Origin of the sequence: Rhizobium sp. Pop5, from assembly GCF_024721175.1 — a bacterium.
Lineage (GTDB): Bacteria > Pseudomonadota > Alphaproteobacteria > Rhizobiales > Rhizobiaceae > Rhizobium.
This window is the reverse complement of record NZ_CP099401.1, coordinates 376239-396957: the sequence shown is the minus strand read 5'-3', so window position 1 is coordinate 396957 and position 20719 is coordinate 376239. Positions and strand designations below refer to the sequence as shown.

The following is a 20719-nucleotide window of genomic DNA, read 5'->3' as shown; positions in this document are numbered from 1 at the left end:
CCACCGGCACGATGCGATCCGCGGCGCGCCGAAGATTTCCGCGGCATAACCGGATCGAAGCTTGCTGCCGAGCGCACGGTCATCTTGTGTGCGTCAGCGCCACTCACTAGGAAGGCAGGAGATCCGGTCTCCACGAAGAGGCGGCAAACCCGATACTATTGATTTTAAGGGGGAATATATGCGTCGAGCCATTCAATTATTGCTGACTGTCGTCATTGTCCTGGCCGTGGTGATTGGCTTCCGCTGGTACCGCTATGTCACCAATGCGGAAAGTCCCTATGATGAGGTCGGCATCGAGTTGAACAGCCGCATGCCCGGCCCGATCAATGAATGGGGATGCGTCACGCTGCATGCCACGTTCGCTAACGCCTTGCCGCCATATGGCTGTCAGGATAGCGCGGATGCTCGCAAGTGGCGGTAGGACCACCCGGATCGCGCCTGACTTCATCACGTTACGCCTCAGTTCCAGGGTTGACATGAACTCGGCCGAGGACGTAGCCTCCGCAGCATTCACCAGGGGGGTCCCGGCAAGGGGCTGAGATACTGCTAGGCAATACGGCTTTGCCGATTGTGGGCGCAGTGACCCGTTGAACCTGATCCAGTTCATACTGGCGTAGGGACGGTGCAAGCGCTCGAAAGGCATTGGATTCGATTTTCGAATCCGGGCCGGCGTCTTTCCATCATTCCGGCGTGAGGACTGGGTCTCCAAACCAATTTGGAGCCTCAACCATGACAATTGCCGCCAAGAATCTTCACCCGACTGTCACTACCGGCCCCTTGCCGGCATCTCGCAAGATCTTCGTTCCAGGAGAACTGCACCCCGATATCCGCGTGCCGATGCGGCAGATCAGCCTCCATCCGACCTCGGGCGAACCGCCGGTAACTGTTTATGATTCCTCCGGTCCCTATACGATCGAAGGCGCCGACATCCGCATCGAAGAGGGTCTTGCCGCATTACGCCGCGACTGGGTGCTCGCCCGCGACGACGTCGAGCCCTATGAAGGCCGCCACGTCCGTCCCGAGGATAATGGCTTTGCCAGCGGCGACCGGCTGACGCCCTCGTTTCCGGCCAGACGTCAGCCGCTGCGGGCCAAGGACGGCCAAGCAGTCACGCAACTGGCCTATGCGCGCGCCGGCATCGTCACGCCGGAGATGGAATTCATCGCCATCCGCGAAAATCTCGGCCGCAAAGCGCAGGCCGGCGCGATGCTTCGCGACGGCGAGAGCTTCGGCGCCCACATTCCCGATCATGTGACACCGGAATTCGTCCGTCAGGAAGTCGCCGCCGGCCGGGCGATCATTCCCGCCAACATCAATCATCCGGAAGCCGAACCGATGATCATCGGCCGGAATTTCCTGGTAAAGATCAACGCCAATATCGGCAACTCGGCGGTCACCTCATCGATGGCGGAGGAGGTCGAGAAGATGGTCTGGGCCGCCCGCTGGGGCGCCGACACCGTCATGGACCTTTCCACCGGCCGCAACATTCACAATATCCGCGAATGGATCATCCGTAATTCACCGCTGCCGATCGGCACCGTGCCGCTTTACCAGGCGCTGGAAAAGGTCGAGGGCATCGCCGAAAACCTCAGCTGGGAAATCTATCGCGATACCCTGATCGAACAGGCCGAACAGGGCGTCGACTATTTCACCATCCATGCAGGCGTGCGGCTGCATTACATCCCTCTGACGGTCAACCGCGTCACCGGCATCGTTTCGCGCGGCGGCTCGATCATGGCCAAGTGGTGCCTGCATCATCATCGCGAGAGCTTCCTCTACGAGCATTTCGAGGAAATCTGCGACATCTGCCGCGCCTATGACGTCTCCTTCTCGCTCGGTGACGGCCTGCGCCCCGGCTCGATCGCCGACGCCAACGATGCGGCACAATTTGCCGAACTCGAAACGCTCGGCGAGTTGACGAAGATCGCCTGGGCAAAGGATTGCCAGGTGATGATCGAAGGGCCTGGCCATGTGCCGATGCACAAGATCAAGGAGAACATGGACAAGCAGCTCGCCGTCTGCGGCGAGGCGCCCTTCTACACGCTGGGGCCGCTGACGACCGACATTGCGCCGGGTTACGATCACATCACCTCGGGGATCGGCGCGGCGATGATCGGCTGGTTCGGCACGGCCATGCTCTGCTACGTCACACCGAAGGAGCATCTCGGCCTGCCTGACCGCAACGACGTCAAGACCGGCGTCATCACCTACAAGATCGCCGCCCATGCCGCCGATCTCGCCAAGGGCCATCCTGCCGCGCGCATTCGTGACGATGCGCTGTCGCGCGCCCGCTTCGAGTTCCGCTGGGAAGATCAGTTCAACCTTTCCCTCGATCCCGAGACGGCCCGCTCCTTCCACGACGAGACGCTTCCGAAAGAGGCGCACAAGGTCGCCCATTTCTGTTCGATGTGCGGGCCGAAATTCTGCTCGATGCGCATATCGCACGATATCCGGTCGGAGGCTCAAAAGGAGGGACTGGAAGCCATGGCCGCCCGTTACCGCGATGGCGGAGACCTCTATGTTGCGGTCTCTTCCACCGAAGCTCCGGATGCTTGAGATGCGCATCCTTGTCAAAGGGGCCGGCGTCGCCGGCCTTGCCGTCGCGCACGAACTGCTCACCCGCGGTGCCGAGGTAGAAGTTGTCGACCCGCACGCAAACTTCGATCGCGCCGCGTCCTGGCTTGCGGGCGGCATGCTGGCACCCTGGTGCGAGCGGGAAAGCGCCGACGAGGCCGTGCTCCGGCTCGGAGCGCAGGCCGCCGCGCTTTGGGAGGCGATCCTGCCGGGGTACGTCACCCGCAACGGGACGCTGGTGGTCGCCCCGGCGCGCGACCACGGGGAGCTGAAACGCTTTGCCGGCCGGACGAGCTGTTATCGATGGGTCGACGAGGAAGACGTTGCCTCGCTCGAGCCGGCCCTTGCCGGACGGTTCCGGCAAGGGCTGTTTTTCCCGGAGGAAGCGCATCTCGATCCCAGGCAGGCGCTGCACGTGTTGAAAGAAAAATTGGCGGCGCAGGACGTTGTTTTTTCAGTCGGCGATGCGGAGGAAGACGATTTCTCCGATATCGTCGATTGCACGGGCGCTGCCCGCATCGGGCAGGTGAACGATCTGCGCGGCGTGCGGGGCGAGATGCTTTATCTGCGTACCGATGAGATAGAGCTTTCACGGCCTGTCCGCCTGCTTCATCCCCGCATCCCGGTCTATGTCGTGCCGCGCGGCGACGGCCTCTTCATGGTCGGTGCAACGATGATCGAGACCGATTACAGCGGGCCGATCACCGCACGCTCGCTGATGGAACTGCTGAACGCGGCTTACACGCTGCATCCGGCCTTTGCGGACGCCGCGCTTGTCGAAACCGGCGCCGGCATTCGCCCGGCCTTTCCCGACAATCTTCCGCGGGTCATACGGGAAGGCAATGCCGTCGTCCTCAACGGTCTTTATCGCCATGGTTTCCTCCTGGCGCCCGCAATGGCTGCAAAAGCCGCAGATCTCGTCTTTTCCGGACGGACGAAGCAAAGGAGTTCCCAATGCGTCTGATCATCAATGGCGAACCTCAGACAATCGCCGCGACCACCCTTTCGCAGCTGTTGGCCGCCCTCGATTACGAAGGCGAGTGGCTGGCGACTGCCGTCAACGGCGAGCTTGTTCACCGCGAAGACCGCGAAGGGCACGCTCTGAACGACAATGACAGGATCGAAATCCTGACCCCGATGCAGGGAGGCTGACATGCTTGATCTTTACGGAGACCAGATCCGATCGCGACTTCTTCTCGGCACCGCGCGTTACCCTTCGCCGGCAGTGCTCACCGATGCCGTCAAACGGTCCGGCACGGAGATCGTCACGGTGTCGCTGCGGCGTGAAACGGCCGGCGGGCGCAATGGTGGCGCATTTTTCGATATGATCCGCGCGCTCGGGGTGCGCGTGCTTCCGAACACGGCCGGCTGCCACGGCGTCTCCGAGGCGGTGCTGACGGCCAAGATGGCGCGCGAGGTGTTCCAGACCAACTGGATCAAGCTCGAAGTGATCGGCAACCACGATACGCTGCAGCCTGACGTCTTTGCGCTCGTGGAGGCCGCGCGGATTCTCTGCAGCGAAGGGTTCGAGGTCTTCCCCTATACGACCGACGATCTGGTGGTGGCCGAGCGCCTGCTGGAGGTAGGATGCAAAGTCTTGATGCCCTGGTGCGCGCCGATCGGAACGGCGGCCGGGCCGCTCAACCTTTCCGCCCTGCGCTCCATGCGCGCGCATTTTCCCGATGTACCGCTGATCGTCGATGCGGGGATCGGCCGGCCGTCGCATGCAACGACCGTGATGGAGTTGGGCTTTGACGCGGTTCTTCTGAACACCGCGGTTGCCGGCGCGGGCGATCCTGCCGCTATGGCGGAAGCCTTTGCCAAGGCGATCGATGCCGGCAGGCAGGCATTCGGCGCGGGCATGCTGGAACCGCGCGACATGGCGGTTCCCTCGACACCGGTGATCGGAAAGGCGGTTTTCGCGTGAGGCTCGATCCTTTCTATCTCATCGTCGACAACGCGGCCTGGATCGAAAGGCTGGTTCCGCTCGGGGTCAAACTCGTGCAATTGCGCGTCAAGGAACGGTCGCTGCCTGACATCCGCGCCGACATCAAGCGGGCAAAAGCAGTCTGTGAGGCGCATGGATGCCAGCTGATCGTCAATGACTATTGGCGGCTTGCCATCGAGGAGGGCTGCGACTTCGTCCATCTCGGCCAGGAGGATCTGGCTGCGGCCAATCTTGCCGCCATCCGTCAGGCCGGGCTGAAATTAGGGCTTTCCACCCATGACGAGGCGGAATTGGGCGTCGCGCTTGCGGCGCGTCCGGATTACATCGCGCTCGGTCCGATCTACCCCACCGTCCTCAAAGCCATGCCCTGGGCGCCGCAAGGCCTCGACCGCCTGCAGGACTGGAAAAGCCGCATCGGTTCGCTGCCGCTTGTCGCCATTGGCGGATTGACCGTGGAACGCCTTGCCGGCGTATTTGAAAACGGCGCCGACAGTGCTGCCGTCGTGACCGACATCACGCGCAATCCCGATCCCGAGCGACGTACCCTCGAATGGATTGCGGCAACGCGCGGACGCGGGGATAACGGCCGATCCTGACGCGGTCGTCTCTACTCGATCGTTGCGAGTTCGATGCCGAGTGCGACGGTGCTGCCCGCTTCGGCTTTCAGGCGAATGCGACCGGACCTCGGAGCGACGACCCGCGTTTCCATTTTCATCGCCTCGATCAGTGCCACGACATCGCCTTCGGCAACCTGCGCTCCGTCTTCCACCAGCCATTGCTGCAGCGCTCCCGGTATGGGCGCGGTAATCGTTCCTTCGCTCACCGTTTGAGAAGGAGGCTTGGCTACGGAAGAGGTGACGGCGCCTGAAAAGAGTGCGGCCGGAAGCCCCAGCAGATGGCGCTTGCCGTCAATCTCGATGAAGCTGTGCAGAAGCCCGCCTTCGACCGGATCAACGCGAGCGGAGGGCTCCACACCGCGAAATTCGGTCTCGATCCAATTGGTGAAGACACGGAAACCATCTTCGCCGGTAAAGTCGCGCTCGTTCACCACGGCGCGATGAAAGGGCAGCACGGAAGCGACCCCTTCGATCTGAAACTCAGCGAGGGCCCGGCGAGCCCGCACGAGCGCTTCCTCTCTGGTCGGCGCGGTGACGACGAGCTTTGCCATCATCGAATCGTACAGCCCGGGAATTTCCGAGCCGGTTTCGACGCCCGTGTCGAGGCGCACACCAGGCCCTGCCGGCGCGCGAAAGCGGGTGATCAGGCCTGGGGTCGGCAGAAATCCCCGGCCCGGATCCTCTGCGTTGATACGAAATTCGAACGAGTGGCCGCGCGGTTGCGGTGTGTCGGTGAGGGAAAGCGGCAATCCATCGGCAATACGCAACTGCTCGACAACGATATCGATGCCGGTTGTCTCCTCGGTGACGGGATGCTCCACCTGAAGCCGCGTATTGACTTCGAGGAAGGATATGACGCCGGTCTGCGACAGAAGGAATTCCACCGTCCCGGCCCCGGTATAGCCTGCCGCGGCGCAGATCGCGCGGGCAGCGTCATGAATGCGGCTCCGCTGCTCGTCGCTGATGAACGGAGCGGGGGCCTCTTCGACCAGTTTCTGATTTCGTCTTTGCAGGGAGCAATCGCGCGTGCCGAGCACAACGGTGTTTCCGTGGCTGTCGGCAATGATCTGCGCTTCGACATGGCGGGGCCGATCAAGAAACTGTTCGGCATAACACTCGCCGCGACCAAAGGCTTCCGTCGCCTCGCGCACCGCCGATTCAAAAAGCTCGCCGACCTCTTCCAGCCGCCGCGCAACCTTCATGCCGCGTCCGCCGCCGCCGAAAGCGGCCTTGATGGCAAGCGGAAGCCCCGCCTCCTTGGCGAATGCCATGGCATCGGCAGCTGTCTGCAACGGGCCATCGGAACCCCTGACGAGAGGCGCTCCCACCTTCGCTGCGATCCGTCGGGCTTCCACCTTGTCGCCGAGCGCCGTAATCACGGCGGGAGAGGGACCAACCCATGTCATTCCCGCATCGATGACGGCTTGAGCAAATTCCGCACGCTCCGACAGGAAACCGTAGCCGGGATGCACGGCGTCGGCTCCGGCACGGCGGGCAATATCAAGGATCTTTTCGATGTTGAGGTAGGTGTCGGCGGGCCGGCCCGCGCCGAGTGTATAGGCTTCGTCGACCAGTTCCGCGTGAAGCGCGTTGGCATCTGCCGCCGAATAGATCCCGACCGACGTGACGCCGTAGTCTCGCGCAGCCCGCGCGATGCGGATGGCGATTTCACCGCGATTGGCGATGAGCAGCTTTTTCATCGGATCGTTTCCTTCACCAGCGGATCGAAAGGAGCAATGGGATGGAACCGGATGTTTGCGCCGATCGGCACCTGACCGGCGAGGTCCAGGTGATGGGCCGCGATCACACCGATCACCGGGTATCCCCCCGTCAGCGGGTGGTCGGCCTGGAATATGACCGGCTGGCCGCTATGCGGAACCTGTATGGCGCCGAGAGCGGTGCCCTCCGACGCAAGTTCGGCCGCATCGCGCCTTTCGAGGGGAACGGAACCGGACAGGCGCATGCCGACGCGGCTGGATTCTGCCGTAACCTGCCAGCTCTGCGAAACCAGGGTTTCAAGCCCCTTGTCTGTAAACCAGTCCGAGCGAGGGCCAAGGATGATGTCGAGCGTTACCGTCTCCCCGCTGCGCGGAAGCGGTCGCGGCAGGGGCCTGAAAGGATCGACCGCCATCGATCGACGCTCCGCGGGCACAAGAATATCGCCTGACGCAATCGGTTCGGGACCGACTTTTGCCAGCGTGTCGGTCGAGGTCGAGCCGATGACGGCCGCTACCTCAAAGCCGCCGCGCAATGCGAGGTAGCTTCTCATGCCTTCCGGCGGCAAGCCGATCCTCAGTTCGTCGCCCGCATCGAGCGCGAATGGTCTTCCGGAGGGCACAGCGACATCAGATCTGTCGCTGCGATGAAGTGTCAACGGACAGGGTGCGCCGGTCACAGCCAAAGTCACCGGACGATCCGCCAACAGCGAAAAGCCGCCGAAAGTGATCTCGATCACGGTCGCATCGCGTGGGTTTCCGACACAGAGGTTGGCCTCCGACAGCGCGACGCGATCCAGAGCGCCGGATTCGGAAATACCCTGATCCGCCCGGCCGGCCCGACCGAGGTCCTGGTAGAGTGCCGGACGGTCCGACCGGGTGACCGTGAGGCCGCTCGCCGGCGGAGCCGACGCTATCGCCTTGGCCGAAGCCACGCCGACTGGGGCATCTTCCGGTGCCGAAAGGCGACGGAAGCGCACACGGTCTCCGGGGGCCAGCAAGGCGGGCCGCTCCCGTTCAGTGTCCCACATCCGCCACGGCGTCGTCCCGAGAAGCTGCCAACCGCCGGGACTGTCGGACGGATAGATGCCGGCGAAGCGGCCGCCAATCGCGACGGACCCCGCCGGGATTCGCACCCGCGGGCTTTTCCTGCGAGGAACGTCAAAGGCGGGATCGTCGCAAGTCATGTAGGAAAAACCCGGGGCGAAACCGGTGAAGGCGACGGTGAAGGTCGCCTCGCTATGCCGGCGAATGAGTTCCTCGATCGTCCAGCCGAGCAGGGCGGCGACATCTGCCAAATCCTCTCCGTCATAGACCACGGGAATTTCGAAGAAGGACCCTTCGCGCGCGGTGCGCTGGGAGAGGTCCGTTTCCGCGATCAGCTCCGCCAGCCGCGCACGGTCGGTTTCCAGGGGATCGAAACGGACCATGACGGTACGCGCTGCCGGAATGAGTTCCCTCACGCCCGAAAGCTTCTTTTCGTGCAGCCTGTCGAACAGCGCCTGCGCCGTTTCGAGATCCGCAACCTCGATCAGGAAACTGTCGCTGCCCGCGGGAAGGAAACGCAGGACTTCACCCACGGGCCGCACCATCCGTCACATCGGCGAAGGCGGCCAATCGGATGCCGCGGCCGGTAAAGGCCTCCCGCAATCTTTGCGCCAACGCAACCGCCGTCGGCGTGTCTCCATGGACGCAGATCGTCTGCGCTTCGAGTTCGATATCGCCCCCATCGTTCGCCGTGATCCGGCCTTCACTTGCCAAACGCAGCATCCGTTCTGCGACCTGATCCGGGTCGTGGATAACCGCACCCGGCGCGCGGCGGCTGACGAGGCTCCCGTCAGCATTATAGGCGCGGTCGGCAAAGGCTTCGCATACGACCGTCAGCCCAGCCGCACGGGCCTGGTTGACGATGGGAGCGCCGGCGAGCGCCATCAGGATGAGGGACGGATCGATAGCCTTTATTCCCGCGATCACATCGCCGGCCTGGCGGGCATCGTTCGAAATGGTGTTGTAGAGCGCCCCGTGCGGCTTGACGTAACGCACCCTCGTGCCCGCGGCCTTCGCCAGCCCCTGAAGGGCGCCGATCTGGTAGATCGTATCGCCGACCAGCTCTTCGCTCGATGGATCCATGTTGCGCCTGCCGAATCCCACGAGGTCCCGGTATCCGACATGCGCTCCGACCACCACGCCCCGGGCAGTGGCAGCCCGCAGCACTTTCAAAATGCCCGCCGGGTCGCCGGCATGGAAGCCGCAGGCAATGTTCGCACTCGTCACGATGTCGAGCATCGCGACATCGTCGCCCATCGGCCACGGACCAAAGCTTTCACCAAGATCGCTGTTGAGATCGACGGTTATCATATCATTGCCTGTTGATTGATAGCGCAGAGATTGTTGAATAACATATACCATATTGTTCAACAATATGAAATTGCCTATGATCGCATGAACGGGTCGTCGGAGTGAGCAAATTTCATGGCTTTGGTAGATTTGCAGGCTGATCAGCCGCTTTCCGAAAAAGTGGCTTTCCGGATACGGGAAATGTTGATCCAGGGGCGCTTCACACCGGGCGAAAAGCTTTCCGAACACCAGGTGGCCGGACAATTCGGCATATCGCGCAACACCCTGCGGGAAGTCTTTCGGCTGCTGACCAGCCAGGGGCTGCTGACGCATATTCCCAACCGCGGGGTCTTCGTCGTTTCGCCCGATGAATCCGCCGTGATGGACATCTACCGCGTGCGATGGGTCATTCAAAAGGGCGCCATCCAGGCAGCAAGCCGCGGGCACCCGGCGCTTGCCAGGATGAAAGCTCTGACGCACGAGGCAGATGCCGCCCGCTCCAGAAACGACTGGCAACAGGTCGGGACAGTCAATATGGAGTTTCACCGCGCCATGGTGAGCCTATGCGACAGTCCGCGGCTTTCACTGTGCTTCGATCTCGTTCTGGCCGAACTTCGGCTTGTCTTCGGCCTTCTGGAATATACGGCTCATCTCCACGAACCCTATATTGAGCTGAACATAGGCCTCCTGCAGTTGATCGAGGAGGAAAAGACCGCGGATGCCGTCGCTTTCCTGGAGACCTATCTGCTCAGGTCGGAAAGATCGGTTCTCGCCGCCATGCAACGGAAGAAAGGATGATGACGACGTCGCAATCATCGGCGACCGAAGACATCGCCTCGTCTAGCCGCGGCATTCCTTCAACCGAGCGCAGATATTCGCTTTCGGCCTGATCCGGCGGATAACAAATCGGAAGCAGATTTTTTCCGGGAACGCTACGTCAGTCGCATCGATCGGCCGCCTACTCTGCGAGCGGAACAGCGATCTCCGCCATGGAAATTCCCAACGGCACGCCGTGACTTTCCGCCTGCGCCATCGCCTTCACCAGCGCAATGATCGTTTCGCGGATATTGCGGTCGGCAATCTTCAGAAAGGCGCGATTGAGCACCAATCCTTCTTTCGTCTGCAGAAATTCCGCGATCGGATCTCCATTCGTCGACAGATCCAGGCTCCGCGGCGTCATCGGCTCGGAATCTCCCTGTTCGAAGAAGAGACTCACTGGCGTATGAAGTACATCGGCGATCCGTTGCAGACGGCTCGCGCCGATGCGGTTGATGCCCTTCTCATATTTCTGAACCTGCTGAAAGGTCACGCCGATCTGGTCGGCAAGCCGTTCCTGGCTCATTCCGAGCAACTGGCGGCGCATTCTGATGCGCGCTCCGACATAGCTGTCGATTGCATTCGGTGTCTTTACATTCATCGCGTGTTTTCAGCCTCGATCGCATTTTCAATCGGCGCAGCTCTATTATTCCGCGCGTCGCTTTACCATGATTGTTTTCGCATAGCATAATCAGGATCCGATGATCGCGGCCGACTGTGGTATGAAAGCCAAAATCGGCCGGCAGAACGGCAAATCGGACAAAAGCCGTACCGATCCCGGTGAAACTGACCTGTGATTGCCACCCGCCTTGCGCTAAATCCACTTCAGCGACCGCGGCTCGACAGTCTTCCCAGCCCCGATCGCCCGAAAATCCATCGAAAAGATAACGCGACACGGCACCGGCCGTGCCTGTGTGCAGGAGGAGTATTCATGGCAACCGTTGCCGAGAGCGCGCCCCGTTTCGAAAAGACTGCGATGTCCGTCCTGATAGCGGTCAGCTTTTGCCATATGCTGAACGACATCATGCAGTCGCTGCTCGCCTCGCTCTACCCCCTGTTCAAGGCGAACTACGATCTCGACTTCGTCCAGATCGGGCTGCTCACCATGACCTTCCAGGTCACGGCCTCGTTGCTCCAGCCGGTGGTCGGCATCGTCACCGACCGCTGGCCGATGCCCTATTCATTGCCGGTCGGTATGGCGAGCACCTTTTGCGGTCTCATTCTGCTCGGCAATGCCGGCAGCTTCCCGATGCTGCTGGCTGCCGCGAGCCTGATCGGTTTCGGCTCGGCCGTCTTCCATCCGGAATCCTCTCGTGTTGCCCGTATTGCCTCCGGCGGCCGCCACGGTTTCGCGCAGTCCTTCTTTCAGGTCGGCGGCAATGCCGGCCAGGCGATCGGTCCGCTGCTTGCCGCCTTCATCGTGCTGCCGCTCGGCCAGCATAGCGTCTCCTGGTTTTCAGCTATCGCCATGGTCGGCATAGTCGTGTTGAGTTGGGTCGGAAACTGGTACATGAGCCATCGGCGCGAAAACGCCAGCAAGCCGGCAGTAAGCCGGACCTTGCCGCTGCCGCAGAAAAAGGTCGTCTGGGCGCTGCTGATCCTCGTTCTGCTGACGGCGACGAAGAATGTCTACATGGCGAGCGTGTCGAGCTACTTCACCTTCTATGTCATCGACAGGTTCGAACTCAGCGTGCAGCAGGCTCAACTGATGCTGTTCCTGTTTCTCGGCTCGGTCGCCGTCGGCACTTTCCTCGGCGGGCCGATCGGCGATCGCTTCGGCGCCCGTTTCGTCATCTGGTTCTCGATCCTCGGCGTCATCCCCTTCGCCTTGCTGCTGCCCTATGCGAACCTTTTCTGGACCGGCGTACTCAGCGTCGTCATCGGGCTGGTCTTTGCATCGGCCTTCTCGGCAATCGTCGTCTTCGCCCAGGAATTGGTGCCGGGGCGCGTCGGCCTGATCGCCGGTGTCTTTTTCGGTTTCGCCTTCGGGGCAGGGGGGCTTGGTGCTGCGCTGCTCGGCGATTTCGCAGACACCCACGGCATCGACTTCGTCTATCGCATCTGCTCCTACTTGCCGCTGCTCGGTCTCCTCACGATCTTTCTGCCGCGGATCCCCAAGCGGACGTCGGCCTAAGACGATACCACCGACAGGAACGAACGTATTTTTCTTCTCTCATTGCGAAGAGGGATGGCCATTTCTTTAATCCACTATTTTTGTAGATAATATCTGTCCAACAAAGACGTCGGTTCGCTACGAAATTGGAAGGAAATGGCATGTCTGCTCTGAAACTGGTCGGCCTCGCGGGTAGCTTCAACCAACCTTCGAAGACCTTCGCGCTTGTCGAAAACGTCGCCGGCCTCGCCGCTGAAAAATACGGCTTCGAGAATACCGTCTACGACCTGACCGATGTTGGCCCCTCGCTTGGCCAGGCGCAACGCCGTGACGATCTCGATAGCCGCGCCAAGGCAGTCATCGCCGATCTCGTCAATGCCGACGTGCTGGTCATCGGAGCGCCGACCTACAAGGGCAGCTATCCCGGTCTCTTCAAGCACCTGATCGACCTGATCGACCCGCATGAGCTGCGCGGAAAGCCGATCGTCATCACGGCAACGGGCGGCGGCGACCGGCATGCGCTGATGGTCGAGCATCAACTCCGTCCGCTCTTCGGCTTTTTCATGTCTCACACGCTGCCGACGGCCGTTTATGCTTCCGATCGCGATTTCACCGATTACCGCATCTCGTCCGAGCCGCTTTCGAAGCGGATCGGGGAAGTCGTGGGCGAACTCTCAGCCTTCTTTCCCGTCCACAATCAAGCGCTTATTGCTGCTGAGTGAAGATCGTCGGAATAGGGTTAAGGCGGCGCCCACGAGGCGCCGTTTTCATTTTAGACGATGCTCACGAGCCGCAATTAATCCATAAATTTGATGGAAATTTATCCTGCCGATATCGATGGCAGGGCAAGAGTTTTTCCGACCTCTCCTTCACATCAGACTTTCGTACTTCGCTCGCGATCCACCCATTTGCCATGATCGGCCTGCTCGGGGCGTTCGGCCTCATTCAGTCAGACGGGATATAACAATGACCAAGAACAAAAATCTTCACCGCTTCCATGTTTCACGCCGCGCGGCTCTTGCAGGCCTCGCTGTTTCCGCTGCAGCGCTTTTTAATTTTGCAGCACCCGCATCGTCCTTTGCCGAGGACAAGTCGATCAATGTCGGCATCATGGCCGGCGAGGAGGAGGATATCTGGCGCGTCGTCGCGAGCGAAGCCGCAAAGAAGGGTCTCAAGATCGAGACCGTCATCTTCAACGACTATACGCAGCCGAACGAAGCGCTCGAACGCGGCGAAATCGACGCCAACGCCTTCCAGCATCAGCCCTATCTCGACAATCAGATCAAACAGCACGGCTATCACATCGTGCGCGTCGGTTATACCGGGGTCTGGCCGATCGGGCTCTACACCAAGAAGCACAAATCCGTCGCCGAGATCCCGGAAGGGGCTGTCATCGGCGTGCCGAACGACCCCTCGAACGAAGGGCGCGCGCTGCGTGTTCTCCAGAACGAGGGCCTGATCAAGCTGAAGGATGGCACCGGCATTCTCGCAACCGTCGCCGACGTCACCGATAACCCGAAGAAGATCGAGATCAAGGAACTCGACGCCGGAATCGTCGGCCGCTCGATCGACGATCTGGATGCCGGCGTCGTCAACACCGACTGGGCGCTGAAGAGCGGTCTTTCGCCGGCCGAGCGCATCGCACAGGAGCCGATCGCCGAAAATCCATACCGCAACTTCATCGCCGTCAAGGACGAGAATAAGGATGCCGACTGGGTCAAGACGCTTGTGTCCTCCTATCAGAACGAGACCGTCAAGGCCGAGTTCGACAAGGTCTACAAGGGGACTGGTCTCAGCGCCTACTGATCCGAGAGAAGGCCGGGGTTAAGGCCTGCCGAAAGGCGGTCCGGGGTTCTTTGCCCGGGCCGCCTTCAGTGTTTTGTAAGGAAAAGCACATGAATTCGTTTGTTTCCACCGCTGATATCGAGGCCGGGCCGCAGGCGTCGGCCGAGGAGGTGGTGCGGCTTATCGACCTCAAGCGTCGATTCGGAACCACGCCGGCGCTCGACGGCATCTCGCTGACCGTAAAGAGGGGCGAGATCCTCGGCATCATCGGCCGCAGCGGCGCCGGCAAATCGACCTTGATCCGTTGCCTGAACGGGCTGGAGCGCGCTGACAGTGGCGAAATCCGCATCGAGGGCCGCGATATCACTCAGCTCCAGGAACAGGAACTGCAACCGCTGCGCCGCCGCATCGGCATGATCTTCCAGCATTTCAACCTGCTGTCGGCCAAGACCGTCGAGGACAATGTCGCGCTGCCCCTCAAGATCGAGGGCGTTCCAAAGAATGAGCGCTTGAAGCGGGCGCATGAATTGCTTGATCTCGTCGGCCTTGCCGACAAGGCCAAGGCCTATCCCACGTCACTCTCCGGCGGCCAGAAGCAACGCGTCGGTATCGCCCGGGCGCTTGCGGCGCGCCCGGCGCTCCTTCTGTCCGACGAGGCGACATCGGCGCTCGATCCTGAGACGACCCGGTCGATCCTGGCCTTGCTCAAGGACATCAATCGGAAGCTGGGGCTCACTATTCTGCTGATCACCCACGAGATGGAAGTGGTGCGCGGCATTGCCGATCGCGTCGCGGTCATCGATGCAGGGCGGATCGTCGAGGAGGGGCAGGTCTGGTCGGTCTTCGCCGACCCGCGGGCTGATATCACCAGGAGCCTGCTCGGCGGCATCCGCCCACAGCTTCCCGATCACATCGCCCGTCGGCTTTCGGCGACTGCTGGAAGCGAGGCCATCCTCAGCGTCGATCTTGCCGGACCTGAAGCGCAAGGCGCGCTCTTTGCCGAGCTCTCTGCGGCGCTGCCGCATTCCTTCCGCCTCGTCCACGGCGGCATCGATCACATTCAGAAACAGCCGGTGGCGCGGTTCTTCATCGCCGTTCCCACGCGCGACGCCGCGCTTGCCGGAAAGGTCGAACAATTCCTGACGGCTCGGTCCGCCCGGGTGGAGGTGCTTGGTTATGACACCGATCATGTTTGAACTGCTTCTTCGCTCCCTTTGGGAGACGGTCCTGATGACCGTCGCCTCGGGGGTGATCTCGCTCGTCTTCGGGCTACCGCTCGGCCTTGCCCTCGTCGTGACGGCGCGCGGCGGCATCGCTGAGAACCTCTGGATCAACCGCCTGCTCGGTGCTGTCATCAACGGTTTCCGCTCGGTGCCCTTCATCATCCTGCTGGTGGCGCTGATCCCGCTGACGCGACTGATCGTCGGCACGGCGCTCGGCACATGGGCGGCCATCGTGCCGCTCGCCATCGCCGCCACGCCCTACTATGCGCGCATCGCCGAGGTATCGCTGCGCGAGGTCGACCGTGGGCTGGTCGATGCCGTGCGCGCCATGGGCGGCAACCGCTGGACGATCGTCCGCGAGGTGCTCGTGCCGGAAGCGCTGCCGGGGATCGTTGCGGGCTTTACGGTCACGTTGGTGACGCTGATCGGCGCCTCGGCGATGGCGGGCGCGATCGGCGCCGGCGGCCTCGGCGATCTCGCCATACGCTACGGCTATCAGCGCTTCGAAACCAATATGATGATCGCGGTCGTGGCCGTCCTCATCGTCCTCGTTTGCGGCATCCAGTGGCTTGGCGACCGGCTGGTCGCGCGACTGGACCACAAATAGATCAGCGCCTGAAGCTGGCGGCGGGATGAGCGCCGGGCAATCTCCCGTTCCCGCCGCCGAAGAGCTTCTGCCGCAGCGGCCCTTCGGCATAATCCGCCTTGAACAGACCACGCTCCTGCAGCACCGGCACCACCAGTTCGACGAAATCGCGCAGGCTCTCCGGCGCCACCGTCCGCGCCAGGTTGAAGCCGTCGATGTCAGCTTCCTCGATCCATGTCTGGAGATGATCGGCGATCTGCTCCGGCGAGCCGACCATCGGCTTCATCCGGCTGCCGAGCACCATCTGGTCGATGATATCGCGCTTCGTCACCGGCTTTGCCGCCTGTTTGGTGATCGCCGCAAGCGCCGACTGGTTGGCGTTCGTCGAGCTCTGGTCGATCACGTCGTCGAGACCATACTTGGAAAAATCGATGCCGACAGAGGCCGAGTAGTGGGCAAGCGAGGCCTCGATGCTGGCGTGGCGGCGATAATCCTCCAGCTTCTCCTGCGCTTGCCTCTCTGTCCGCCCGACGACGACAGTGATCAGGTTCAGGATCTTCAATGCGCCGGCGCCGCGGCCGAATCGCTCCGCCTTTGTCCGCAGCGCGTCGACAGTCGGCCTGGCCGCCTTCGGATTGGGCGCGGCGATGAAGACGCATTCGGCGTGGCGGGCGGCAAAATCCTGCCCGCGGGCAGAAGCGCCTGCCTGAAAGAGGAGGGGAGTGCGTTGCGGAGAGGGCTCGGAAAGATGAATGCCTTCCATCCTGTAATATTTGCCGTCGTGACGAACGGCGCGTACCTTCGACGGATCGGCATAGATGCCGCCCGCCTTGTCGCGCAGGACCGCGTCGTCGTCCCAACTGCCCTCCCAGAGCTTATAGACGATCTCGAGATATTCCTCGGCTGCGTCATACCGCGCATCATGTTCCGGCAGCTTGTCAAAGCCCATGGCGCGCGCGGCACTGTCTAGATAGCCGGTGACGATGTTCCAGCCGATCCGTCCCTTGGTCAGATGATCGAGCGTCGACAGGCGCCGCGCCAGCAGGAAAGGCGGCTCGTAGGTAGTGTTGACGGTGACGCCGAAACCGAGATGCTTGGTGACATGGGCCATCGCCGAAATCGGGATCAGCGGATCGTTGACCGGGATCTGCGCCGCCGTCTCAATGACAGGCGTCGGGCCGCCCGTGTACACATCGTAGAGGCCGACGATATCGGCGAGAAAGATGCCGTCGAGCTTGCCGCGCTCGGCGGTTTCGGCAAATTCCGTCCAGTAGTCGAGATCGGTATAGCGGAGAGACCCGTCGCGCGGATGCGTCCAGAGGCCGTGGTTGATATGGCCGACGCAATTCATGTCGAAGGCATAGATCTGCATTGTCTTCATGAGGCAGGTCCCAGGGCCGGCGATGGAAATCAATGATTTGCCGCATTAAATATCCTAAGGCTGTATCGCACGAGGCGCCTGTGAAATGGTAGGCTGCGGATGAAAAAAGCCGGAGGAGACGCATGACTGAGAAGACGCTGTCGGATTGGGCGGAACTTGCGCAGAAGGAACTGCGCGCCTCGCCCGAAACGCTGACCTGGCAAACTCCGGAAGGCATTGCCGTCAAGCCGCTCTATACGGCCGAGGATCTCGATGGCGCCGAACATCTCGGCTCGCTGCCCGGTTTTTCGCCGTTTACCCGCGGGCCGCGCGCGACGATGTATGCCGGCCGGCCCTGGACGATCCGCCAATATGCCGGCTTCTCGACGGCCGAGGCGTCAAACGCCTTCTATCGCAAAGCGCTTGCTGCCGGCCAGCAAGGGGTCTCGGTCGCCTTCGACCTCGCCACCCATCGCGGCTATGACAGCGACCATCCGCGCGTCGAAGGCGATGTCGGCAAGGCCGGCGTGGCGATCGACAGTGTCGAGGACATGAAGATCCTGTTCGACGGCATTCCACTCGAAAAGATTTCCGTGTCGATGACGATGAACGGCGCCGTCATCCCGATTCTTGCCTCCTTCATCGTGGCGGGCGAGGAACAGGGCGTTTCGAGATCTGAACTTTCCGGGACCATCCAGAACGACATCCTCAAGGAGTTCATGGTCCGCAACACCTATATCTATCCGCCCGAACCCTCGATGCGGATCGTCGCCGACATCATCGAATATACGGCAAAGGAGATGCCGAAGTTCAACTCGATCTCCATCTCCGGCTATCACATGCAGGAGGCCGGCGCGACGCTGGTGCAGGAACTAGCCTTCACGCTGGCCGATGGCCGCGAATATGTCCGGGCAGCGATCGCCAAGGGCCTCAACGTCGATGATTTCGCCGGAAGGCTTTCGTTCTTCTTCGCGATCGGCATGAACTTCTTCATGGAGGCGGCGAAGCTGCGCGCCGCCCGGCTGCTCTGGACCCGCATCATGGAGGAGTTCCAGCCGAAGAAGGCGTCCTCGCTGATGCTGCGCACGCATTGCCAGACATCAGGCGTGTCGCTGCAGGAGCAAGATCCCTACAACAACATCGTCCGCACCGCCTTCGAGGCGATGTCAGCCGTGCTCGGCGGCACGCAGTCGCTGCACACCAATTCCTTCGACGAGGCGATTGCACTGCCGACGGAATTTTCCGCCCGCATCGCCCGCAACACCCAGCTTATCCTGCAGCACGAAACCGGCGTGACGAAAGTGGTCGATCCGCTCGCCGGCTCCTACTACGTCGAAAGCCTGACGAAGGAACTTGCCGACAAGGCCTGGGCGCTGATCGAGGAGGTCGAGGTGCTTGGCGGGATGACGAAGGCCGTCAACGAGGGACTGCCGAAGCGGCTGATCGAAGAGGCCGCGACCCGCCGCCAGGCGGCGATCGACAAGGGCGAGGAGGTCATCGTCGGCGTCAACAAATACCGCCTTGAGACCGAGGAAGAGATCGACATCCTGGCGATCGACAATGCGGCGGTCCGCAGCGCCCAGATCCGCCGGATCGAGGAAACGAAACGACGGCGTGATGGCGCGAAGGCCACTGAGGCGCTTGCTGCCCTTTCGGAGGTCGCCCGCAGCGGGCAAGGCAATCTTCTCGCCGCTGCCGTCGAGGCGGCGCGCGCACGCGCCACCGTCGGCGAGATATCGGATGCGATGCGGCAGGCCTTCGGCGATCACGCCGCAACGCCTGAGGTCATCAAGGACGTCTACGGCGATGCCTATCGCAGCGAGCCGGAGCTCGCCGTGCTGAAGACCCGCATGGCGGAGGTAACGGAAACAATGGGGCACAGGCCGAAGATCATGGTGGCCAAGCTCGGCCAGGACGGGCATGACCGCGGCGCCAAGGTGATCGCCTCGGCCTTCGGCGATATCGGCTTCGACGTGCTCGCCGGGCCGCTATTCCAGACGCCGGAAGAGGCTGCAGAAATGGCCCTTGGCGAAAGGGTCAACGTCGTCGGCGTTTCATCGCTCGCAGCCGGCCACAAGACGCTGCTGCCGCAGTTGATCGACAGGCTGAAGGAGCAGGGCGGCGAGAATATCATCGTCGTCTGCGGCGGCGTCATTCCCCGGCAGGACTATGAATTCCTGCAGGAACATGGCGTTGCCGCTGTGTTCGGCCCGGGAACAAATGTTCTCGAGGCCGCAAACTCGGTGCTGGATCTGCTTCAGGGCAGACGGCGAAACCAGTAGTTAGAGCAGCCCGCGCTTCGCGAGATTGCCCATCAGCGCCGAAATGCCAAATGTCCATGGCGGGCATTCGGTGGAGAGACGCACGGTGTTGACGAGCGTGCCGAGCCCCGCCGAGGAAATCTCGACAACATCGCCGATCTTGTGAGTGAAGCCCTGCTTCGATGCGTCGCGATCCTGCGTCGGTGCAAACAACGTGCCGAGAAACAACATGAAACCGTCAGGATACTGATGATGGGGCCCAAGCGTCTGTTTGACGAGATCGGTCGGATCGCGGCTGATCTGCGACATCGAGCTTTTGCCGTGCAGGACGAAACCATCCTCGCCTGACACCTTCAGGTCGAGCTCGGCCCTGCGCACGTCATCCAGGCCGTAACCGGCATCGAAAAGGCGGATGAAGGGTCCGATCGAGCAGGAAGCGTTGTTGTCCTTGGCCTTGCCGAGCAAGAGCGCCGAGCGGCCCTCGACGTCACGCAGATTGACGTCGTTGCCGAGCGTCACGCCTTTGATCTCTCCGCGGCCGTTGACTGCAAGCACGATTTCCGGTTCGGGATTATTCCAGGTGGAGATCGGATGCAGGCCGACATCGGCACCCCACCCAACGGAAGAGAGCACCGGCGCCTTGGTGAAGACCTCGGCATCGGGGCCGATGCCGACCTCGAGATATTGCGACCACATGCCCTCGTCGATCAGGGCCTGTTTGACCTTGGCGGCTTCAGGCGAACCGGCCTTGAGATTGGTGAGGCTGCCGCCGATCAGCGCACTGACGCGCTCACGGATAGACGCGGCGCGATCGGGGTTGCCGGCTGCCTTCTCCTCGATGACGCGCTCGATCATCGACTGCGCGAAGGTGACGCCGCAGGCCTTAACCGCCTGCAGGTCGACGGGCGCGAGAAGGTAGGAACGAGCGGCATCGGGTGCTCCGGTGCTGTTGGCGGCAATCTCTTCCAGCGTGCCGATCGCTTTGCCATTTGCGGCGCGGACGAAGGCCGCAGCGTCCTGCCTCTCCAGCAGCGCGCTCAGCGTCGGCGCCTCGCGCGAGGTGATATCGATGATCATTCCCTCGCGAAGCGTCACGATGCTCGGGCCGGCTACCTCGGGATTCCAGGAGCGGCCGACGAAAAGGCCGCCCGAAGCGGCGGCATCGAGAAGGGGACGAGACATGGTGATCCTCCGTTATAGGCAAGCGGGGAGCGCTCTTGAAGAATTTCGAGATCGTTGCCGCCCTCCAGCCCGGCTGCGGGCGAAATCGATCACATTCGTGGAGAAGGAGCAAGATAGGCGGGGGAAAAAGACTTTTGCCGGTTTGGATCGAAAGGACGGCCGCCGCCGGAATTCCGGTCAACAATGCGATAAATAACTATTT

At 61.8% G+C, this 20719-nt stretch carries 19 protein-coding genes and 1 riboswitch; of the genes, 13 read left to right on the top strand and 6 right to left on the bottom strand.

Annotated elements, in window-relative coordinates:
- Positions 1-178 precede the first annotated feature (178 nt).
- The 6 genes from NE852_RS27605 (at position 179) to NE852_RS27580 (ending at position 5118) form a co-directional block, all read left to right on the top strand.
- Complete coding sequence (locus NE852_RS27605) at positions 179-421, top strand: hypothetical protein (protein ID WP_128623572.1); 243 nt, start codon at positions 179-181, stop codon at positions 419-421.
- A gap of 84 nt (positions 422-505) precedes the next feature.
- Positions 506-638, top strand: a riboswitch (TPP riboswitch).
- 91 nt (positions 639-729) lie between these two features.
- Positions 730-2556, top strand: a complete 1827-nt coding sequence (gene thiC / locus NE852_RS27600; RefSeq protein WP_258156882.1) for a phosphomethylpyrimidine synthase ThiC — start codon at positions 730-732, stop codon at positions 2554-2556.
- A 1-nt stretch (position 2557) separates the two neighbouring features.
- Complete coding sequence (thiO, locus tag NE852_RS27595; RefSeq protein WP_037172528.1) at positions 2558-3538, top strand: glycine oxidase ThiO; 981 nt, start codon at positions 2558-2560, stop codon at positions 3536-3538.
- A complete protein-coding gene (gene thiS, locus NE852_RS27590) occupies positions 3529-3726 on the top strand; it encodes a sulfur carrier protein ThiS (RefSeq protein WP_008529941.1) in 198 nt (65 codons plus the stop codon). The genes thiO and thiS overlap by 10 nt, the downstream gene beginning before the upstream one ends.
- Before the next feature lies 1 nt (position 3727).
- Positions 3728-4501: a thiazole synthase gene (locus NE852_RS27585; RefSeq protein WP_258156881.1), complete on the top strand. Its 774-nt coding sequence runs from the start codon at positions 3728-3730 to the stop codon at positions 4499-4501.
- Positions 4498-5118: a thiamine phosphate synthase gene (locus tag NE852_RS27580; RefSeq protein ID WP_258156880.1), complete on the top strand. Its 621-nt coding sequence runs from the start codon at positions 4498-4500 to the stop codon at positions 5116-5118. The genes NE852_RS27585 and NE852_RS27580 overlap by 4 nt, the downstream gene beginning before the upstream one ends.
- 11 nt (positions 5119-5129) lie before the next feature.
- Here NE852_RS27580 and NE852_RS27575 read toward each other — a convergent pair whose 3' ends face one another.
- From NE852_RS27575 to NE852_RS27565, 3 genes are read right to left on the bottom strand one after another with little or no spacing between them, the layout of a single operon-like run.
- A complete protein-coding gene (locus tag NE852_RS27575) occupies positions 5130-6839 on the bottom strand; it encodes a biotin carboxylase N-terminal domain-containing protein (RefSeq protein ID WP_258156879.1) in 1710 nt (569 codons plus the stop codon).
- Positions 6836-8434, bottom strand: coding sequence for an urea amidolyase family protein (locus tag NE852_RS27570; RefSeq protein WP_037172521.1), 1599 nt, complete (start codon positions 8432-8434; stop codon positions 6836-6838). Before NE852_RS27570 ends, NE852_RS27575 begins: the two co-directional genes overlap by 4 nt.
- The gene (locus NE852_RS27565) at positions 8427-9212 is read right to left on the bottom strand and encodes a LamB/YcsF family protein (RefSeq protein ID WP_008529932.1); all 786 of its coding nucleotides are present in this window, start codon (positions 9210-9212) and stop codon (positions 8427-8429) included. Before NE852_RS27565 ends, NE852_RS27570 begins: the two co-directional genes overlap by 8 nt.
- Positions 9213-9326: 114 nt before the next feature.
- On the opposite strand from NE852_RS27565, the gene NE852_RS27560 reads away from it, so the two are divergent.
- A complete protein-coding gene (locus NE852_RS27560; RefSeq protein ID WP_037172518.1) occupies positions 9327-9989 on the top strand; it encodes a GntR family transcriptional regulator in 663 nt (220 codons plus the stop codon).
- Positions 9990-10149: 160 nt separating this feature from the next.
- Here NE852_RS27560 and NE852_RS27555 read toward each other — a convergent pair whose 3' ends face one another.
- Positions 10150-10608 (bottom strand): helix-turn-helix transcriptional regulator, encoded by a 459-nt coding sequence (locus tag NE852_RS27555; protein WP_258156878.1) that lies wholly within the window; start codon positions 10606-10608, stop codon positions 10150-10152.
- Positions 10609-10938: 330 nt separating this feature from the next.
- On the opposite strand from NE852_RS27555, the gene NE852_RS27550 reads away from it, so the two are divergent.
- The 5 genes from NE852_RS27550 (at position 10939) to NE852_RS27530 (ending at position 15735) form a co-directional block, all read left to right on the top strand.
- Positions 10939-12141: an MFS transporter gene (locus tag NE852_RS27550; protein WP_008529927.1), complete on the top strand. Its 1203-nt coding sequence runs from the start codon at positions 10939-10941 to the stop codon at positions 12139-12141.
- 140 nt (positions 12142-12281) lie between these two features.
- On the top strand, positions 12282-12842 hold the full coding sequence (msuE, locus tag NE852_RS27545; RefSeq protein WP_008529926.1) for an FMN reductase: 561 nt from the start codon (positions 12282-12284) through the stop codon (positions 12840-12842).
- Between the two features lie 244 nt (positions 12843-13086).
- Positions 13087-13926 (top strand): MetQ/NlpA family lipoprotein, encoded by an 840-nt coding sequence (locus NE852_RS27540; protein ID WP_258156877.1) that lies wholly within the window; start codon positions 13087-13089, stop codon positions 13924-13926.
- Between the two features lie 89 nt (positions 13927-14015).
- Positions 14016-15101, top strand: coding sequence for a methionine ABC transporter ATP-binding protein (locus NE852_RS27535; RefSeq protein ID WP_008529925.1), 1086 nt, complete (start codon positions 14016-14018; stop codon positions 15099-15101).
- Complete coding sequence (locus NE852_RS27530; RefSeq protein WP_008529923.1) at positions 15082-15735, top strand: methionine ABC transporter permease; 654 nt, start codon at positions 15082-15084, stop codon at positions 15733-15735. The genes NE852_RS27535 and NE852_RS27530 overlap by 20 nt, the downstream gene beginning before the upstream one ends.
- 1 nt (position 15736) lies before the next feature.
- On the opposite strand, the gene NE852_RS27525 is transcribed toward NE852_RS27530, so the two are convergent.
- Positions 15737-17095 carry an LLM class flavin-dependent oxidoreductase gene (locus tag NE852_RS27525; protein WP_008529921.1) on the bottom strand — a complete coding sequence of 453 codons (1359 nt, stop codon included), beginning with the start codon at positions 17093-17095 and terminating at the stop codon, positions 15737-15739.
- A gap of 122 nt (positions 17096-17217) precedes the next feature.
- Between NE852_RS27525 and scpA the strand changes: the two genes are divergently transcribed.
- Entirely contained in the window at positions 17218-19356 is a 2139-nt protein-coding gene (gene scpA / locus NE852_RS27520) for a methylmalonyl-CoA mutase (RefSeq protein WP_258156876.1), read from the top strand.
- Here the strand turns inward: scpA and NE852_RS27515 are convergent, their stop codons facing one another.
- On the bottom strand, positions 19357-20517 hold the full coding sequence (locus tag NE852_RS27515; RefSeq protein ID WP_008529913.1) for a fumarylacetoacetate hydrolase family protein: 1161 nt from the start codon (positions 20515-20517) through the stop codon (positions 19357-19359). It abuts the gene before it with no gap.
- Positions 20518-20719 lie beyond the last annotated feature (202 nt).

What these genes read in the sequence shown, in the direction of transcription:
- NE852_RS27605 (WP_128623572.1), top strand. Translation starts at nt 179, where the DNA reads ATGCGTCGAGCCATTCAATTATTGCTGACTGTCGTCATTGTCCTGGCC.
- thiC (WP_258156882.1), top strand. Translation starts at nt 730, where the DNA reads ATGACAATTGCCGCCAAGAATCTTCACCCGACTGTCACTACCGGCCCC.
- thiO (WP_037172528.1), top strand. Translation starts at nt 2,558, where the DNA reads ATGCGCATCCTTGTCAAAGGGGCCGGCGTCGCCGGCCTTGCCGTCGCG.
- thiS (WP_008529941.1), top strand. Translation starts at nt 3,529, where the DNA reads ATGCGTCTGATCATCAATGGCGAACCTCAGACAATCGCCGCGACCACC.
- NE852_RS27585 (WP_258156881.1), top strand. Translation starts at nt 3,728, where the DNA reads ATGCTTGATCTTTACGGAGACCAGATCCGATCGCGACTTCTTCTCGGC.
- NE852_RS27575 (WP_258156879.1), bottom strand. Translation starts at nt 6,839, where the DNA reads ATGAAAAAGCTGCTCATCGCCAATCGCGGTGAAATCGCCATCCGCATC.
- NE852_RS27565 (WP_008529932.1), bottom strand. Translation starts at nt 9,212, where the DNA reads ATGATAACCGTCGATCTCAACAGCGATCTTGGTGAAAGCTTTGGTCCG.
- NE852_RS27560 (WP_037172518.1), top strand. Translation starts at nt 9,327, where the DNA reads ATGGCTTTGGTAGATTTGCAGGCTGATCAGCCGCTTTCCGAAAAAGTG.
- NE852_RS27555 (WP_258156878.1), bottom strand. Translation starts at nt 10,608, where the DNA reads ATGAATGTAAAGACACCGAATGCAATCGACAGCTATGTCGGAGCGCGC.
- NE852_RS27550 (WP_008529927.1), top strand. Translation starts at nt 10,939, where the DNA reads ATGGCAACCGTTGCCGAGAGCGCGCCCCGTTTCGAAAAGACTGCGATG.
- msuE (WP_008529926.1), top strand. Translation starts at nt 12,282, where the DNA reads ATGTCTGCTCTGAAACTGGTCGGCCTCGCGGGTAGCTTCAACCAACCT.
- NE852_RS27540 (WP_258156877.1), top strand. Translation starts at nt 13,087, where the DNA reads ATGACCAAGAACAAAAATCTTCACCGCTTCCATGTTTCACGCCGCGCG.
- NE852_RS27535 (WP_008529925.1), top strand. Translation starts at nt 14,016, where the DNA reads ATGAATTCGTTTGTTTCCACCGCTGATATCGAGGCCGGGCCGCAGGCG.
- NE852_RS27530 (WP_008529923.1), top strand. Translation starts at nt 15,082, where the DNA reads ATGACACCGATCATGTTTGAACTGCTTCTTCGCTCCCTTTGGGAGACG.
- NE852_RS27525 (WP_008529921.1), bottom strand. Translation starts at nt 17,095, where the DNA reads ATGAAGACAATGCAGATCTATGCCTTCGACATGAATTGCGTCGGCCAT.
- scpA (WP_258156876.1), top strand. Translation starts at nt 17,218, where the DNA reads ATGACTGAGAAGACGCTGTCGGATTGGGCGGAACTTGCGCAGAAGGAA.
- NE852_RS27515 (WP_008529913.1), bottom strand. Translation starts at nt 20,517, where the DNA reads ATGTCTCGTCCCCTTCTCGATGCCGCCGCTTCGGGCGGCCTTTTCGTC.